The organism is Roseibium sp. ROS1, from assembly GCF_054658215.1.
This window is the reverse complement of record NZ_BAAGIG010000002.1, coordinates 1,483,498-1,499,384: the sequence shown is the minus strand read 5'-3', so window position 1 is coordinate 1,499,384 and position 15,887 is coordinate 1,483,498. Positions and strand designations below refer to the sequence as shown.

Sequence of the window (15,887 nt, the reverse complement as noted above, 5' to 3'; positions counted from 1 at the left end):
TCTTGGCTTCGAACAAGTTGCCGTATTCAATCCGTCTCCGATATCGGATTTAGGTCGTCCTTCGATCCGGTCATGATCAGCAGTTCACAGGTGATCAAAGTCGGCGCGCCACCAGCGGTGAGAATGCCCCGATGCAGTCCACCTTCGAGATCGACGGCGCGGATTGGGACGCAAAGCTCTTGCTCCGGTTTCGCGCCAGCGTTTGCAGACAGGAGTATCTCGGAGATCAGACCTGTCATCGGCTGGGCATCGCGGAACGCTGCTCCGGCCAGACTGCCCAGTCCATAGACTTCGAAGGAGGGTGCTTTCAGCTCTTTTGCGAGTTCTTGGATGCTGTCCGTCAGGTCGGCAAACGGAGCGAGTGTGGTGATAAGCGCATTGTAGTCGGTTGTCCGTGACTGTTCGTCATCCTGTTGCACACGAAACAGCGTGAATTCGGTTTCCGGATCCAGCGATGCCACGAACGCTGCGCCTTGCAGGCCGTACCCTTTGATAGCCCCCTGATGCGCAACCTTCAGCGTATGCGGCAGTAAGTGGCCAAGGTGCTCGACTTCTTCCTCGTGCCAATAAGCGTGTACATGAGCGAACCATTCACCATCTCGTATCCCGAGAATGGCAACTGCGGACTCCAGCGTTGCGCCTTTCGAAGAGTGCGTGTCGCTGTACCAGGCTGCATGTCGGTCATCGATTGCACAGGCAGGCATTACGAAGTCGAACGCTTCGAGCGTGAGCCCGGAAAGATCGAGAACGGCGGAGCTCAGTCCTTGGTGCGTGGCGAAGCGGCCCAGCGCCTCCAGCAAGGGAGTTTGCTCTGCCAGGGAGATTTCCAATGGTTTCGCCAGACATCTGGCATGTGGGAGCCGATTGATGGCAGAAGGGCCGGGATGACGAATGTCGGACAGAGATCTGGGGGCGGGCCGTCTCACAACAGGCCTTTCTCGGTCAAATGCTCCCGCACCAGTTTCTTGGTGATCTTGCCATAGGCGCTTGTCGGCATTCCGGGAATGAAGAGATAACGTGCAGGCATCTTGTAGCGGGCGATCTTGCCGTTCAGATAGTCGCTGAGTTCCTGAGGGTCGGGTGACTTGTCTGGGGCAGCCACACAAACGGCTAGGCCGACTTCGCCCCATTGCCTGTCCGGAATGCCGAGAATTGCGACCTCGGAAATATCCGGATGTGTAAGCAGCACTTCCTCGACTTCCTTCGGGTAGACGTTGGAGCCACCAGAAATGTACATGTCCGACGCTCGGCCTGTCAGGAAGAGGTAGCGCTGTACATCCATGTGACCGATGTCTCCGGTGCGGAACCAGCCGTTCCGGAAAGACTTCTGGTTGGCGTCTTCGTCTTCCAGATAGCCAGCACAGACTGCCGAACCGATGACGCAAACTTCACCCGTTTCATTGGGGGGTAGATGATTGCCATCCTCGTCCTGGATCGAAACCTCTATACCCGTGCGCTCCGTACCGCATGTGCCGCTGCGTGTCTCAGGTCCATCCTCCAGAAAATGATCCTGTGGCCGTAGCACGGTGATGTTTCCGGTGACCTCGCCAAGTCCGTAGTATTGAACCAGAACGTGCCCCAATTTCTGGAGTGCCAGCTTCTGATCCTCCCTGTACATGGGAGCCCCCGCATAAATGACGTGACGAAGGCTCGAGTGATCGTACTGATCGACAGAAGGGTCTTCCACCAGGCGTTTGACGATTGTGGGAACGGTGAAGAGATTGCTGACCTTGTGTTTTTCGATCAACTCGAATGCAGTCGAAGGATTGAAGCCACCTCCGGGCAGGAGAACATGTGTGGAACCAACTGATAGCTGGGCAATCAGTTGCAACCCTGCACCGTGTGACAATGGAGCTATGACCAGCGACGCATCGCGCTCCGTCGTCCCGGGCAACAGGTCTGCCATGTAGTTGACGCAAACGAATCCGATCTGCCCGTGACTGAGGACAACCGCCTTCGGGCGGCCAGTCGAGCCTGAGGTGAAGAACAGCCAACAGGGATCGTTATAGTCCACTGCCTCGTTCTGCAGGACCTGTCCCTGGTAACGGGAGAGGAGATCCTCATAGCTTGTGCCAAAGTCGCTGGCTCCAATTGTAATGCATCGTGTCAGCTGATCTCTGGCGTTTCGCACTGCATCGGCCTGAGCACCAAAATCAGCGTCACACAGGAAAACCTTCGCCTTCGCTTTTACCGCAGCATAGGCCGTCTCGCCCGGAGCCTGTCTGAAATTGCAGGGAACCCAGATGGCTCCCAGACGAAATGCCGCCAACATGATCTCTATCATCTGATGCGAGTTCTGGGCCTGGACCAGCAAGCCGTCGCCCTTGGAAACGCCGAATTCCGATTGGAGACCTTTGGCAAGTGCGGAGACGCGCGAATCGATTTCTGACCAGCTCAAGGTGACCCCATCCTCGACAACCGCAGGCCCTGAGGGCCACCGGGCAGCGTTCCTGGACAGAAAATGCGCAAGATTGGCCACGCGATTGGAACAGCGCTCCACCATCTAAGTTTGCCTCCCGACTACTGGTTTTTCAGACGTTAGGTTGATGGCAGTCCATTTGACAAGTTGAGATTGGCATTCAGACCGTTCCGCTTTCTAGGTAAATCGTGCAAGTATGCCGCCGATCGGTTTCGACGTTTGCCTGAGGATTTCGAATGAGTGAGATGACGATTATTGATTGGGACGATGCCTACTCAAATGCTGCCTATATTCCAGGCGCTGACGATTTCATCGTGCGCTGGGCACAGGAAGCGGAAACCTTCCGGAAAAGCTGGGTCGAAAAGGATCTGGATGTCGTTTACGGGGAAGGGGATCGTCAGCGGTTCGATGTGTTTCGGCCACAGAGGAAGTCCAAGGGGCTCGTCGTGTTCGTGCACGGTGGCTACTGGCTGAGATTCGATAAAAGTTCCTGGTCGCATTTTTCTAGCGGCTGCCTGGCAAGAGGCTGGACGGTATGCATGCCGTCGTATGATCTGGCTCCTGATGCGCGGATCGCAGATATCACGCGGCAAATCTCTGTCGCGATTACGAAGGCGGCTGCTCGCGTCGGTGGCCCGATCCGTCTTGCCGGGCATTCCGCTGGTGGGCATCTGGTCACACGCATGATTTGCGAAGACAGCCGGTTGCCGAAAGACGTTCTGGATCGAATCGAGCGTGTTGTTTCCATCAGCGGTTTGCACGACCTTCGCCCGCTCAGAAACACGGTGATGAACAAGTCCTTCCAGATGAACGAAGACGATGCCATGGCCGAAAGTGCGGCATTGATGGTGCCCGCCGTCGACTGTCCGGTTGTCGCCTGGGTCGGTGGAGCGGAGCGTCCGGAGTTTCTAAGGCAATCGAAACTCCTTGCGGATGCCTGGCCAATGGCCACCTACAAGGAGGATCCCGGCCGCCATCATTTCGATGTCATAGACGGTTTGAAGGATCCCGATAGTGAACTGACGGAAACCTTGCTGGCCCCTTGAGCCACTCACGAGGAGGCGCATATGCGTACTGAAAGCGACAGCATCGGCGAAATAGACGTGCCGGAGGACAAATACTGGGGGGCACAGACACAGCGCTCCTTGAAGTATTTTTCCATCGGTAGCGACCTGATGCCGATAGAGCTTGTCCACGCTTATGGCGTTTTGAAGAAGGCAGCGGCCCTTGCAAACGAAGAGCTGGGGTTGCTGGATGCAGATCTTGCGCGGTTGATTGTCCAGGCAGCCGACGAAGTTATTGATGGAAAACTTGACGACCATTTTCCGTTGCACGTGTGGATGACCGGCAGCGGAACACAAACCAACATGAACGTGAACGAAGTGATCTCCAATCGCGCCATTGCCCTTGCCGGTGGTGTGCTGGGGTCAAAGGATCCGGTTCATCCGAACGATCACGTGAACCTGTCTCAATCGTCCAATGACAGCTTTCCCGCAGCAATGCACATGGCCGCTGCACTCCAGGTGACACATCGCCTCTTGCCCGGCGTGCAGATGCTCCACAAGAGCCTGCAAGACAAAGCCGACGCCTGGGACGACATCATAAAGATCGGCAGAACGCATATGCAGGACGCCACGCCGTTGACGCTTGGTCAGGAGTTTTCCGGCTATGCGGAAATGCTGCGTCAGGACATTGAGCGCATCAGTTTTGCCCTAAAGGATGTCTATGGACTAGCGCTGGGCGGAACCGCAGTCGGGACGGGCATCAACGCTCATCCCCTTTTTGCGGAGTTGTCTGCCACCCGGATCGCGGAATTGACGGACTTGCCGTTTTATACGGCTCCGAACAAGTTTGCTGTTCAGGGGGCGCATGATGCTCTCGTCATGTTGAGCGGAGCCTTGAAGACACTTTCAGTGTCCTTGTTCAAGATCGCAAACGATATCCGCCTCTTGTCCTGTGGGCCCCGCTGCGGTTTCTTTGAGTTGAAAATTCCGGCAAACGAGCCCGGCTCTTCGATCATGCCAGGCAAGGTCAACCCGACGCAGTGCGAGGCACTGGCGATGGTTGCGGCACAGGTGATGGGCAATGACGTCGTCGTCGGGATAGGTGGCGCCAGTGGCTACCTGGAGATGAATGTCTACAAGCCGCTGATGATCAATGCGATCCTGCAGTCGGTAAAGATCATGGGCGACGGTTGCACCAACTTCTCACTTTTCCTGGTGGAAGGCATGGAGCCGAACGAGAAGCGCATCAGGGAGTTTCTGGATCAATCCCTGATGCTTGTGACAGCGCTAAGTCCGGTGATCGGATATGACAAGGCCAGTCATGCCGCACACCATGCGTTTGAGCATGATCTGACCTTGAAGCAGGCGTGCCTTGACCTTGAATTCGTCAGTGCGGAGGAATTCGACCGGGTTGTTGATCCGGCGAAGATGGTCCAACCGTCGCTTTAGGTCGGCCGAAAGTTTCCTGATGAGCGCCTTCGTGACGCGCTGGGCAATTCGGCGTACGACTACAAGAGACCCCTTTGCGCGAGATTGCGCATGAGGGAGCTTATGCCGAATGTCCATTCCGGACATTCGGTCGAAAGCCGGACCGTGTTGCTCAATCGACCGAGGCCCGGACTTTCGATTGTAACGACGTCGCCCAGTTTGTGAGTGAAACCTTCTCCGGCAACGTCCCGGTCCTGCGTCGGTGCGAAGAGGGTACCGAGAAACAGCATGATCCCGTCGGGATACTGATGGTGGCGGCCCAGGGTTTGCCGGACCAGATCCACAGGGTCCCGACTGATTTCCTTCATCGAAGATCTCCCCTTCAGGATGAAGCCGTCCGTTCCCTCCACCGTCAGGTCCAGCTCTGCCAGTCGAACGTCATCCAATGAATATCCCTGGTCGAATAGTCGGATCATCGGTCCGATGGCACAGGATGCATTGTTGTCCTTTGCCTTGGACAAGAGCAGAGCCGAACGGCCCTCGACATCACGTAGATTGACATCGTTTCCTAGCGTCGCGCCAACAATCACACCCTTTGAGGAGACTGTCAGAACCACTTCCGGCTCTGGGTTGTTCCAGCTGGACACCGGGTGCAGTCCGACGTCGGCTCCGGTGCCGACGGAGGAAAGAACCTGCGCCTTGGAAAAGACCTCGGCATCCGGGCCGATGCCGACTTCCAGGTATTGGCTCCAGAGGCCCTCGGAGATAAGCGCTTGTTTGACCTTGGCGGCTTCTTCGGATCCGGCTCGCAGGTTCCGCAGGCTGTCGCCGATGGTTGCACCTACCCGTGCCCGGATGGCTTCGGCCTTTTGAGGATCTCCTGCCGCTTTCTCCTCGATCACGCGTTCGACCATGGAATTTGCGAAGGTCACGCCACATGCCTTCACTGCCTGTAGATCGCAGGGAGCCAGAAAATGCAGGTTGGCGATATCGCTGCAGGTACCAGCCGCGATTTCATCCAGAGTGCCAAGATCTTCTCCTTTAGCTGCGGCAACATAGGCAGCCGGTTCCGTTAGTTCGCAAATATCCCGAACGGTGGGGGCGGCTGCGGACGTGATGTCGAAAACGCGGTTTTCTCGCAGTGTGACGACGGCAGGACCCTTGACATCGGGTCGCCAGACACGGCCCAAAAATGTGCCGGAGGACAATTCGGTTTCTGAATAGAATTTCATGGCGTTCCCAGGTTGGCCGTTAGGCCATCATTGTTGGTTTTCCCTAGTCTGCTGGGAAAATTCTCAGTTGTCCAACAAATGTGGAAACGCAGGCGCCATTCCATAGGTGCGCTAGAGAGAGTGGGTATCTGGTCAGGAAATTACCGGTGTCTCTCTCTGTTTGCCAGACAGACCAACAGGTTTGCCGGCAACCAGGTCACTCCTGGAGGGTCGAAGCGACCAGCTTGTCCGCCATGGCCTTGTTTTGCACCAGCATGTCTTTCATGCGTCCACGCGCCAGTTCTGCGTCTCCGGAATCGATCGCTTCAGCAACGCCGACGTGATTGCGACGCGCAATCTTTTCTTCCGGAGGGGTTCGTTGTGAGGCGGCATAGGAAAAGAGCATGACCGCGTAGATCAGATTCTGGAGCTGGGAAAGCATCTGATTGCCACTGGCCTGCAGGATCGTGGCATGGAACATGTAGTCGGCGCCGATCATGCTTTCCTGACCATCCAGAGGATGTATGGCACGCGCGGCCGCAAGAATGGTGTCGCGTTGCTCCCGGCTTGCGTTGACGGCTGCCAGGGCGGCGGCCTCCGGCTCGAAAATCAGTCTGAGGTCGGTTGCTTCCGCATAAATTCTCGCAGTTTGCGGACTTCTTGGGTCATGCCAGCGAATGACGTCCGGATCGAGAAGGTTCCAGTCGTCAAAGGGGCAGACCCGAGACCCATATCTGCGTGCCGTTCGAACGAGCCCTTTGCCGCAAAGCACCTTGATGGCTTCTCGGACAACAGTTCGCGAAACACCGAGGCTGTCGACAAGTTCGTCCTCACGCGGAAGGATCGCGCCTGTCGGATATTCTCCCCGCGCAATCTTTCTACCGAGATGTTCGACCGTATCTTTGACTGCCCCCGTCGGCAGGGATGTGAGGACCTTGTCCGGAAGTTCGAAGAAATTACGCTTTTTATTATCCATTCAACAGACTCAGGCAGTCGGGTCTTTCCAATCGAACTTGATCGGCGAGACCGGCGTTGTGTCCTGCGCATGTTTTACAAGCGAATTTTATAAAATACTAGATTTAATGAGTTGCCACGACGTTTTGCAAAGCTAATACGTCGCTTCTGGAGTCTCTTTATGTCGCTGCTGTTTGAATTATTGACCATTCAGGCAAGGAAATGAATTCGCTGCTTTTGAAATTTGTAGGACAATTACTCGGGACCTAGCCATCCAGAGCATAAAGCCTTTGTGCAAGTTTTCTGACGCCGGTGTTCTTGAAGTGCCGGATACTTGCAGGTGGAACTAAATAGACAACTCCGGCGGCCAGTCCGTCGCGCCAGCGCAGCTGCACTTCGGCAACGGTTTTGGGGACGGCATCGAAGACATAGAACTCTTCCGGCAGGTCGGTAACCTCGTTCAGCACGAGACGGACACCTCCATCGGAAATGTCCCTGATCGTGCAATCGCAAATAAATTCATTGTCCAGACTCGCAAGTTTCGCGGGGCGCAATCTTGTGCGTTGGCGCGGATGCAGGCGACGCTGAATTGCTGCGGCAATGGAGGCCCGTTTCGAAGACAGAAATGAAAACATGGCACAACCTCAGTTGTTGGGTCTTGATGGGGCGAGCGGTCCCGTTGGCCTTAACGGCTCTGGTCTGCTGGAATCGGGGAGTGCGGGCCGATAGCTGGGATCTCCCAGCGTAGAGGGGCGGTGTGTTACTGGTGATTGTGCGTTCCGGCAAAGGCGATATGCAAGATCATACAAACCGCGCCATCCAGCCGGTGTACTGCCAAGGTTGTCCAGCACGGCAAGTGCACCGCCCGTCAATGCACCCCTGCGTGCTCCACTTAGGCCTTCCCAGGCGCCACCTGCAACGGCTCCCTCCATCGCGCCGTCGACGATCGGCATGTCCGATTGATCCGGGTTGATATGCGCATCTGCGTAGGCTCTTGCGTAGGCGTCGCAGTTCGTGATCTGGGCTGAGGCTTCTGGAGCCAGGCAGGCAACTGAAGCAGCGATTGCAGCCTGCAGGAGCCCGGCCTTCGCGAGCTGGACACGGTGCATCGTGAAGGTGCGACATATGAATAGTTGGACCGAGGGTCTGGCTGCTTTCCTTGCGCAGGTCGGCGGCTGCAGACGTTTCATACGCTTCTCCCAAATACCGATTACTGAAAGGGCAGGGGCGCCCGCACCGGTAATGCATGCACACCGAAGATTGCGTGAAACTTGCGTCGCAGGCGTCCGGGAAGGAACACTGCCAAATCATCACGGTCGAACAGTTTCGGGCAAGCTTGGCTGACTATCCCTTGGGGCAACCTGAGCTGATAGGAGGTCTTCTATGGAACCTGTGTTCCTGACCAAACTCGTTTCGAATAGCAATGACTGGCTGTCCGTCCGCCAGGCGACCATTGCCGAAAACATTGCCAACGCCAATACGCCAGGCTTCCGCTCCAAGGACCTGGAACCGTTCACAACCGTGATCAGCAAGACCCAGCTTGCCATGACCGCAACCCATGACGGCCATCTTGGTCAGACCATGGAAGCCGCGCGCAAGTCCGATGTCGAAAAGGCGGACAGCTGGACGGTCACGCATTCCGGTAACTCCGTCAGTCTGGAACAGGAACTCATGAAGGCAGGAGAGGTCGCACGCGATCATTCGTTGAACGCCAGTATCGCGAAGTCCTTTCACCGCATGTACCTCTCCACAGTGAAATCCTAAAGGAAAACAATCATGTCTGATCCGCTTTCCGCAACCTTGCAGATTTCCGGCGCCGGTCTCAGAGCGCAGTCGGAGCGGTTGAGAGTTGTGTCCGAAAACCTCGCCAACGCCCGCTCTACCGGCGAAGCAGCCGGCGATGATCCCTATCGGCGCAAGACCATCACGTTCGAAAGTGAATTCAACCGCGCCGTCCAGGCCAACCTGGTGTCCGTGAAGGACATCGGCAAGGACAAAGCCGAGTTCGCGGTGGAATACGACCCCGGCCATCCGGCGGCGGACGAGAACGGCTACGTCAAAATGCCGAATGTCAACACGCTGCTTGAACTGGCCGATATGCGCGAAACCAACCGTTCTTACGAAGCCAATCTGAAAGTCATGACGCAGGCCCGCGAGATGGTCATGCGCAACATTGACCTGTTGAGGAACTGATCATGATCAATGAAATCTCCGCGCTGACATCGTCGACAGACGGCGTCCTGAAAGCAGCCTCCACCACCAGGTACACGGCGAGCACGCCGGATCTTGGCGGCACGGGCGCCGTGGGCGAAACCAGTTTCTCCGATGCGATGGCGAAAGTTTCGACCGATGCGATCGACAAGATCAAGCAAGGCGAGGCCGTATCGATTGCAGGTGTCGACGGACAGGCTTCGGTACAGCAGGTGGTCGAGGCCGTAATGGCTGCTGAATCGACCCTCCAGACCGCAATTGCCATCCGCGACAAGGTCGTGAGCGCCTATCAGGAAATCAGCCGCATGTCGATCTGATCGAAGACTTGGCCTCGATAAGCGATTGTAATTACCAGGAGAAAATCCATGAAAGCCCTTGCTATCGCCGCGACCGGCATGAGCGCCCAGCAGACGAATGTCGAAGTGGTCGCCAACAACATCGCCAATATGAACACCACGTCCTTCAAACGTTCGCAGGCGGAATTCTCAGACCTTCTCTATCAGGCCGAGCGCCTGCAGGGCGTGCCTAACCGGGGTGGTGAAGACCCTGTGCCGGAAGGTGCTCAGCTTGGTCTGGGCGTTCGTACCGCCGGGATCCGCAAACTCCATGCCCAAGGCTCGCTGACCAACACCGGCAACCAGTTCGATGTTGCGCTCGACGGGCGGGGATGGTTCGAAATTACCGGTCCTGATGACGAAACACTGTTTACCCGAGCCGGTTCGTTCAACAAGAATGCCGACGGCAGACTGGTGACCATTGACGGCTATGCCGTCGAACCGGCGATCATCATTCCGGAAGAAACCATTGAAGTTGTCGTCAATGAATCGGGTCAGGTCTATGCCAAGGTCGATGGCGAGATGACGCCTCGTGAACTCGGACAACTGACGCTTTCCAATTTTGCCAACGATGTCGGTCTGGAACCAGTGGGTGGCAACCTTTTCCGTGAAACCGAGGCCTCTGGCACGCCTGTTACCGGTGTTGCGGGTGATCCGGGTTTCGGAGTGGTTCGCCAAGGGTATCTGGAAAGCTCCAACGTTGATCCGGTAAAGGAAATCACAGCCTTGATCAGCGCTCAGCGCGGCTATGAAATGAACTCCAAGGTCATGAAAGCCGCCGACGAGATGGCGGGTACCGTCACCAACGGCATTCGCTAACAGGGAGAAGGTGATGACGATCCGATCCCTTTTCCTGGTGCTGGTCATGATCTTCAGCACCGGGGCAGCGAAAGCAGCCGGAGGCATAGATCTGCCGGTTCCGCGCCAGACCATACCGGCTGGAACCGAAATCACTCACCAGGATCTGATCGAACGATCGTTTCCAACGCGGACAGCGCAGCAATTCGCGGTGTCTACCAACAGGGGCCAACTGGTTGGCATGGTTGCACGGCGTACGTTGCTTCCAGGACAGCCGGTACCGATCAATTCGGTCGAAAAGCCGGTCCTTGTTCGTCGTGGTGAGCCGGCGCGACTGGTTTTCCGTGAGCAGGGGCTGGTGATCATCATGCAGGTGGAAGCTCTTCAGAACGGCGGAGCCGGCAACTTCGTACGCGTACGCAATGTCGATAGCGGTCTGGTTGTTTCCGGGCGGGTTCAAGAAGACGGCACCATACGTGTGGAGAACTGATTTTATGACCCGGTTACTCGTTTTTGTTCTGGCTGCACTGTTGGCCTTGCCGGTGTCGGCAATGTCTATGGTGCGGATCAAGGACATCGCAAGTCTGCAAGGGGTGCGCGACAACCAGCTTGTCGGCTATGGCCTCGTTATCGGTCTGAAAGGATCCGGCGACACGTTGCGCAATTCCCCATTCACGGAGCAATCGCTGCAATCGATGCTCGACAGTCTGGGGGTGAACGTACGCGATGCGCGGCTGCGGACGCGTAACGTAGCAGCCGTTGTCGTGACCGCCGAAATGCCGTCTTTTATCGGTCAGGGATCGACGATCGACGTAAGTGTGTCCTCGCTTGGCGATGCGACGTCACTTGCCGGGGGTACTCTCATCGCTACCCCTTTGCTGGGAGCTGACGGGCAAATCTACGCGGTTGCGCAGGGTCCGGTTGCAGTATCCGGTTTCTCGGAGCTGGGGCAGGCGGAAAGCCTGACCCAGGGGATACCGACCGTCGGTCGGGTTCCAAACGGTGGTCTCATCGAAAGAGATTTGCCGGCTAAGTTTTCGCAAATACCCAATCTGGTTCTCGAACTTTCCAATCCGGATTTCCGCACCGCAGTGCGTATTGCCGATGCGATCAATCAGTTCACCAGGGAGCGATACGGCATCAAGGTGGCCAAGGAGCGAGACTATCGCACCGTGGTACTCACGCCTCCGCAAAACATCAGTGTCACGCGGTTCATCGCTGAAATCGAGGCTATTCGGGTGACGCCTGACCAGATTGCGAAGGTCGTGATCGATGAGCGAACAGGGACTGTGGTCATAGGCAAGGATGTGCAGATTTCGACCGTTGCGATTACCCATGGCAATCTGACGGTTCGTATATCGGAAGCACCCGAGGTTTCGCAGCCGTCGCCGTTTTCGCTGAATGGCCAGACAGTGGTCGTGCCACGAACATATGTCGATGCTCAGGAAAGCGGTGGTCAACTGGCTGTCGTCGGTGGAACGGACCTGCCCACACTGGTGCGGGGTCTCAACCGGATCGGTCTGCGACCAACTGGTATCATCGCCATCCTTCAGGCGATCAAGACAGCCGGCGCGCTGCAGGCGGAACTCGTGGTGCAATAAGTCAGACCTGCTCCTAGCCCAACAGGGAAATCAACACTCATGTGGTCTGACCCCTGAAGGCGCGGGGACGTCTCCTTCATGAGAGCAATTCTGAAACGCCGCTTTTTGAAGCGGCGTTTTTTTTGCGACAGCCTCACGCAAGCTCGATCTCCGATTGTGCGGTCAAAGAGGTTCTGCACAAGGGAAGGCCTTATGCCACGACATTTGGATCGCGGCCGCACATTCACGCTTCTGGTGCTTGCGGCAGTTTCGCTCACATTCGGCGGCCAGGCCATTGCCCAGGCGCCGCGTCAGAAGCCGCAGGCACGCGAAAGCGCGATTGCGCCCGTACCGCCACAGGACAGCGAGCTCTATTGCAAGAACATCGCCGAAGCGGCTTCGGATGCGCGCATCAAGTGGCAGACCTGGAAACTGATCAGCCTGGAGGCAAGTCTCCGGGACAGGATTGAAGAATTGCAGCGCAAAGAGCGCGAATTCGAAAAATGGGTCGAGCGGCGCGAAGACCTTCTCAACGAAGTCGAGGATCAGGTCGTCTCCATTATCGGGCGCATGCGTCCGGAAGCAGCTGCGGCGCAGCTGCAGACGACCGACGAGGAAGCCGCTGTTGGCGTTCTCCTGAAACTGAAGGCCCGTGTTGCCAGCAGCATTCTCGACGAGATGGAACCTTCCCGTGCTGCCCAGCTGACCCAATCGATGATGGGCCTGACCCATCCCGAAATACAACGGAGTTTCTGATGCGCGCTTTTGTGATCTCCCTAGGAGCTGCGATGCTGACCGGCTGTGCCGGGCAACTGGAAGACGTTGGCCGCGCACCGGAGATGTCTCCGGTCGGGTACGGCCTTGCCGTTCAACAGCCGGCAGCTTATCCGCTGAGTACTTTCGGGCAGGGCACGGTCAAGGATTACAACTCCTTGTGGGCCAGCGGTCGCGACAATTTCTTTGCAGACCCGCGTGCGAAGAAGGTCGGTGATGTGCTGACCGTGACCATCCAGATCAATGACCGCGCGAACATGGACAACAGTTCGGATCGCCGCCGCACTTCCGATATCGGCTGGGGCGGCACCATGGATTACGACTGGGATGGCATCGGGCATGGCGGCAGCGGCAATCTTGGCGTTGATTCCGGCTCCGGTTCCGCGGGTTCCGGCTCCATCGATCGGTCGGAAGAAATCCAGCTGTCCGTTGCGGCCGTGGTCACGGACCGCCTGCCGAACGGCAACCTGGTGATCTCCGGCTCGCAGGAAATGCGCGTCAACTTCGAGATGCGCATCCTGCAAATCGCCGGGATCGTACGTCCGCGGGACATCCAGGCCAACAACACAATTCCTTACGACAAGATTGCCGAAGCGCGGGTCTCCTATGGTGGCCGTGGCAGGATCACCGAGGTTCAGCAACCGGCCTGGGGGCAGCAGATCTACGACATCGTGACGCCCTTCTGAGCCCTTCCTGAAAGTACCGGAAAGACCCAAATGCCTAATATCATTGAAGTTCCTTTTGAGGGGGCGCGGGAAAATCAGCGCAGCTCCGGTTTCGTCGCGGCGTTGGTGCTCCTGACGCTGATTGGCGGTGGCGCTGGAGCGGGCCTTGCAAAATATGTTGCGGACTATACGGAAGAGGAAGTTCATGGCCGGCTTCGCCAACAACAGAGCTTCACCGAAACGCTGCCGTTTTCGCCTTCGACACGTCTGCAGACGCTTGAACCGCTCGTGACAAACCTGGCGTCGCCGCAAGACGCCTGGATCAGGTTGCAGGCGTCAATTCTTCTGGAAGACGATCCGGACGGTGATGTTGGCGTGCTCAAGAAAAAGGTCGAGGACGATTTTCTCGGCTACATGCGCACGCTTACGCTCTCTCATCTGGAAGGTGGTATCGGTTTGCAGCATCTTCGCGAAGATCTCACCGAGCGCGCTCAGACACGCACCAAAGGTCAGGTGAACGAAGTCATTCTGGAATCGGTGGTTATTCAATGAGCCGTCTTTTTGTTGCCGGCCTTGTACTGGTCGCGATGACGGGGGCTGCGGCTGCCCAGGTGCCGGATCTTTCTGCGTTGCTACCTGCAGGAGAGGGCAGTGCCAGCGGCCGTATCATCCAAATGATTGCACTCTTGACTGTGCTTTCTCTGGCTCCGGGCATCCTGATCATGGTGACAAGCTTCACCCGTTTCGTGATCGCTTTCTCGTTCCTGAGGTCCGGTATCGGTCTTCAAACAACACCGGGTAACCTGATCCTCATTTCGCTGGCCCTCTTCATGACTTTTTACGTCATGGCTCCAACCTTCGACAAAGCCTGGGAGCAGGGTGTTCAGCCTCTGATGAACAACGAGATCTCCGAGGAAGAGGCCTATGTGCGGATTACAACGCCCTTCCGGGACTTCATGCTCAGCCAAGTGCGCGAGGAAGATCTCGTTCTCTTTGATGATCTTGCGGCCGGCCGCGTGACAGAAAACGAAGCGGCCTCTGCAGAGGAAGTTGAACTGCGTGTCTTGATCCCGGCTTTCATGATTTCCGAGTTGCGCCGGGGTTTCGAAATCGGATTTTTGATCGCATTGCCTTTTCTCGTGATCGATATGATCGTCGCAACGATCACCATGTCCATGGGTATGATGATGTTGCCACCAACAGTCATATCGTTGCCTTTCAAGGCGTTGTTCTTTGTTTTGATCGACGGATGGAACCTTCTGGTCGGTAGTCTTGTGCGATCATTCTTGTAACCGACGGGGGCGTCGGGGCGCAAAAGGGCGGGGTCGAAAGGCTCCGCTTTTTTGTTTTTGGCGATAAGGTCGCGCGCGACTATATCTTTTGATCCAAGATTAGGTCTTGGAGAAATTCGAAAAAGATCAAATTGCCCGTATCGACGTAAGCTTCACGCAAGATTGAGCCGCTAGGGTCATTTTCACAGCAGGTTGAACCCCAAACTACCCACGGTTCAAAAGCATGACGCTGCTCCTGCTGTGCCGGTGCAAACCCGGCATGTCCCAATCCAATCCAGTACACACTGACACATTGAAGGGACATATCATGTCTAGCTTGATGACGAACGCTTCCGCAATGACCGCTCTGCAGACTCTGCGGAACACCAGCGCCAACCTGGCAGAGACGCAGAACCGCATCTCCACCGGTTATCGCGTTGCCGGCGCGGAAGACAACGCTGCCTACTGGTCCATCGCAACCACCATGCGTTCTGACAACATGGCTCTTAGCGCCGTTGAAGACTCTCTGGGTCTGGGTGCTGCGACCGTCGACGTCATGTACACTGCTATGGACAGCACTGTTGATGTCATGAACGAAATCAAAGCCAAGCTTGTTGCTGCCCGTACTCCGGGTGTCGACCGCGGCAAGATCCAGTCCGACATCAACGAACTGCAGAACCAGCTTAAGTCGACTGCCGAATCCGCTGTTTTCAACGGTGAAAACTGGCTGTCTTCCGACGTGACCACCGTTACGTCGAAAGAAATCGTCAGCTCCTTCACCCGCGTCGGTGGTGCGGTTTCCGTTCTGACGACCACGGTTGATATCACCGCTACCCAGCTCTATGACACCACTGGTGGTGGTACCGGTATCCTTGATCGTGCTCTGACGAACGGTAACGTTGTCGACACCATCGACATCTCCGCTCTGACGGACAGCGCTGCCGACCTGACCACTCTGGAAGGCATGATCTCGGATGTCGACGAAGCTCTGGGCCTCATCACAGACTCCGCAACCCTGCTCGGTTCCACCAAGAAGCGCGTTGATCTGCAGAAGGACTTCGTGTCCGCTCTGATCGACTCGATCGACCGTGGTGTCGGCCAGCTCGTGGATGCTGACATGAACAAAGAATCGACCCGCCTCCAGGCTCTGCAGACTCAGCAGCAGCTCGGAATCCAGGCTCTGTCGATCGCCAACCAGGGTTCGCAGAACATTCTGTCCCTGTTCCGTTAATCCAAC

At 56.6% G+C, this 15,887-nt stretch carries 18 protein-coding genes; 13 read left to right on the top strand and 5 right to left on the bottom strand.

Annotation, left to right across the window (positions count from 1 at the left end):
* Positions 1-26 precede the first annotated feature (26 nt).
* Entirely contained in the window at positions 27-830 is an 804-nt protein-coding gene (locus ACYQ6M_RS14935) for a hypothetical protein (RefSeq protein WP_460074459.1), read from the bottom strand.
* Between the two features lie 92 nt (positions 831-922).
* Complete coding sequence (locus ACYQ6M_RS14930; protein ID WP_460074458.1) at positions 923-2,503, bottom strand: acyl-CoA synthetase; 1,581 nt, start codon at positions 2,501-2,503, stop codon at positions 923-925.
* A 152-nt stretch (positions 2,504-2,655) separates the two neighbouring features.
* Between ACYQ6M_RS14930 and ACYQ6M_RS14925 the strand changes: the two genes are divergently transcribed.
* Both ACYQ6M_RS14925 and fumC read left to right on the top strand, forming a co-directional pair.
* On the top strand, positions 2,656-3,465 hold the full coding sequence (locus tag ACYQ6M_RS14925) for an alpha/beta hydrolase (RefSeq protein WP_152506474.1): 810 nt from the start codon (positions 2,656-2,658) through the stop codon (positions 3,463-3,465).
* A gap of 21 nt (positions 3,466-3,486) precedes the next feature.
* Complete coding sequence (gene fumC, locus ACYQ6M_RS14920; protein WP_022998489.1) at positions 3,487-4,872, top strand: class II fumarate hydratase; 1,386 nt, start codon at positions 3,487-3,489, stop codon at positions 4,870-4,872.
* 59 nt (positions 4,873-4,931) lie between these two features.
* Here the strand turns inward: fumC and ACYQ6M_RS14915 are convergent, their stop codons facing one another.
* From ACYQ6M_RS14915 to ACYQ6M_RS14905, 3 genes are all read right to left on the bottom strand, one after another.
* Positions 4,932-6,083, bottom strand: coding sequence for a fumarylacetoacetate hydrolase family protein (locus ACYQ6M_RS14915; RefSeq protein WP_460074457.1), 1,152 nt, complete (start codon positions 6,081-6,083; stop codon positions 4,932-4,934).
* Between the two features lie 196 nt (positions 6,084-6,279).
* Complete coding sequence (locus ACYQ6M_RS14910) at positions 6,280-7,038, bottom strand: FadR/GntR family transcriptional regulator (protein WP_022998491.1); 759 nt, start codon at positions 7,036-7,038, stop codon at positions 6,280-6,282.
* A 244-nt stretch (positions 7,039-7,282) separates the two neighbouring features.
* Positions 7,283-7,651, bottom strand: a complete 369-nt coding sequence (locus tag ACYQ6M_RS14905) for a PilZ domain-containing protein (protein WP_228930302.1) — start codon at positions 7,649-7,651, stop codon at positions 7,283-7,285.
* A gap of 748 nt (positions 7,652-8,399) precedes the next feature.
* Between ACYQ6M_RS14905 and flgB the strand changes: the two genes are divergently transcribed.
* From flgB to ACYQ6M_RS14850, 11 genes are all read left to right on the top strand, one after another.
* Positions 8,400-8,780 (top strand): flagellar basal body rod protein FlgB, encoded by a 381-nt coding sequence (gene flgB / locus ACYQ6M_RS14900; RefSeq protein WP_022998493.1) that lies wholly within the window; start codon positions 8,400-8,402, stop codon positions 8,778-8,780.
* Between the two features lie 12 nt (positions 8,781-8,792).
* Positions 8,793-9,209 (top strand): flagellar basal body rod protein FlgC, encoded by a 417-nt coding sequence (gene flgC / locus ACYQ6M_RS14895; protein WP_022998494.1) that lies wholly within the window; start codon positions 8,793-8,795, stop codon positions 9,207-9,209.
* 2 nt (positions 9,210-9,211) lie between these two features.
* Positions 9,212-9,544, top strand: coding sequence for a flagellar hook-basal body complex protein FliE (locus ACYQ6M_RS14890; protein WP_022998495.1), 333 nt, complete (start codon positions 9,212-9,214; stop codon positions 9,542-9,544).
* A gap of 48 nt (positions 9,545-9,592) precedes the next feature.
* Positions 9,593-10,381 (top strand): flagellar basal-body rod protein FlgG, encoded by a 789-nt coding sequence (flgG, locus tag ACYQ6M_RS14885; RefSeq protein WP_075282136.1) that lies wholly within the window; start codon positions 9,593-9,595, stop codon positions 10,379-10,381.
* Positions 10,382-10,394: 13 nt separating this feature from the next.
* Positions 10,395-10,850, top strand: a complete 456-nt coding sequence (gene flgA, locus ACYQ6M_RS14880; RefSeq protein WP_055654468.1) for a flagellar basal body P-ring formation chaperone FlgA — start codon at positions 10,395-10,397, stop codon at positions 10,848-10,850.
* Positions 10,851-10,854: 4 nt separating this feature from the next.
* Positions 10,855-11,961, top strand: coding sequence for a flagellar basal body P-ring protein FlgI (gene flgI, locus ACYQ6M_RS14875; protein WP_055654466.1), 1,107 nt, complete (start codon positions 10,855-10,857; stop codon positions 11,959-11,961).
* A gap of 192 nt (positions 11,962-12,153) precedes the next feature.
* Positions 12,154-12,696, top strand: coding sequence for a MotE family protein (locus tag ACYQ6M_RS14870; protein ID WP_055654463.1), 543 nt, complete (start codon positions 12,154-12,156; stop codon positions 12,694-12,696).
* Complete coding sequence (flgH, locus tag ACYQ6M_RS14865) at positions 12,696-13,400, top strand: flagellar basal body L-ring protein FlgH (protein ID WP_022998500.1); 705 nt, start codon at positions 12,696-12,698, stop codon at positions 13,398-13,400. The genes ACYQ6M_RS14870 and flgH overlap by 1 nt, the downstream gene beginning before the upstream one ends.
* Positions 13,401-13,430: 30 nt before the next feature.
* On the top strand, positions 13,431-13,931 hold the full coding sequence (locus ACYQ6M_RS14860) for a flagellar basal body-associated FliL family protein (protein WP_055654461.1): 501 nt from the start codon (positions 13,431-13,433) through the stop codon (positions 13,929-13,931).
* The gene (gene fliP, locus ACYQ6M_RS14855) at positions 13,928-14,671 is read left to right on the top strand and encodes a flagellar type III secretion system pore protein FliP (protein ID WP_460074456.1); all 744 of its coding nucleotides are present in this window, start codon (positions 13,928-13,930) and stop codon (positions 14,669-14,671) included. The genes ACYQ6M_RS14860 and fliP overlap by 4 nt, the downstream gene beginning before the upstream one ends.
* A 307-nt stretch (positions 14,672-14,978) precedes the next feature.
* Positions 14,979-15,881: a flagellin N-terminal helical domain-containing protein gene (locus tag ACYQ6M_RS14850; protein ID WP_031268437.1), complete on the top strand. Its 903-nt coding sequence runs from the start codon at positions 14,979-14,981 to the stop codon at positions 15,879-15,881.
* The last annotated feature ends 6 nt before the right edge of the window (positions 15,882-15,887 follow it).

Coding starts and splice junctions, on each gene's coding strand:
- ACYQ6M_RS14930 (WP_460074458.1), bottom strand. CDS start 2,503: ATGGTGGAGCGCTGTTCCAATCGCGTGGCCAATCTTGCGCATTTTCTG.
- ACYQ6M_RS14925 (WP_152506474.1), top strand. CDS start 2,656: ATGAGTGAGATGACGATTATTGATTGGGACGATGCCTACTCAAATGCT.
- fumC (WP_022998489.1), top strand. CDS start 3,487: ATGCGTACTGAAAGCGACAGCATCGGCGAAATAGACGTGCCGGAGGAC.
- ACYQ6M_RS14915 (WP_460074457.1), bottom strand. CDS start 6,083: ATGAAATTCTATTCAGAAACCGAATTGTCCTCCGGCACATTTTTGGGC.
- ACYQ6M_RS14910 (WP_022998491.1), bottom strand. CDS start 7,038: ATGGATAATAAAAAGCGTAATTTCTTCGAACTTCCGGACAAGGTCCTC.
- ACYQ6M_RS14905 (WP_228930302.1), bottom strand. CDS start 7,651: ATGTTTTCATTTCTGTCTTCGAAACGGGCCTCCATTGCCGCAGCAATT.
- flgB (WP_022998493.1), top strand. CDS start 8,400: ATGGAACCTGTGTTCCTGACCAAACTCGTTTCGAATAGCAATGACTGG.
- flgC (WP_022998494.1), top strand. CDS start 8,793: ATGTCTGATCCGCTTTCCGCAACCTTGCAGATTTCCGGCGCCGGTCTC.
- ACYQ6M_RS14890 (WP_022998495.1), top strand. CDS start 9,212: ATGATCAATGAAATCTCCGCGCTGACATCGTCGACAGACGGCGTCCTG.
- flgG (WP_075282136.1), top strand. CDS start 9,593: ATGAAAGCCCTTGCTATCGCCGCGACCGGCATGAGCGCCCAGCAGACG.
- flgA (WP_055654468.1), top strand. CDS start 10,395: ATGACGATCCGATCCCTTTTCCTGGTGCTGGTCATGATCTTCAGCACC.
- flgI (WP_055654466.1), top strand. CDS start 10,855: ATGACCCGGTTACTCGTTTTTGTTCTGGCTGCACTGTTGGCCTTGCCG.
- ACYQ6M_RS14870 (WP_055654463.1), top strand. CDS start 12,154: ATGCCACGACATTTGGATCGCGGCCGCACATTCACGCTTCTGGTGCTT.
- flgH (WP_022998500.1), top strand. CDS start 12,696: ATGCGCGCTTTTGTGATCTCCCTAGGAGCTGCGATGCTGACCGGCTGT.
- ACYQ6M_RS14860 (WP_055654461.1), top strand. CDS start 13,431: ATGCCTAATATCATTGAAGTTCCTTTTGAGGGGGCGCGGGAAAATCAG.
- fliP (WP_460074456.1), top strand. CDS start 13,928: ATGAGCCGTCTTTTTGTTGCCGGCCTTGTACTGGTCGCGATGACGGGG.
- ACYQ6M_RS14850 (WP_031268437.1), top strand. CDS start 14,979: ATGTCTAGCTTGATGACGAACGCTTCCGCAATGACCGCTCTGCAGACT.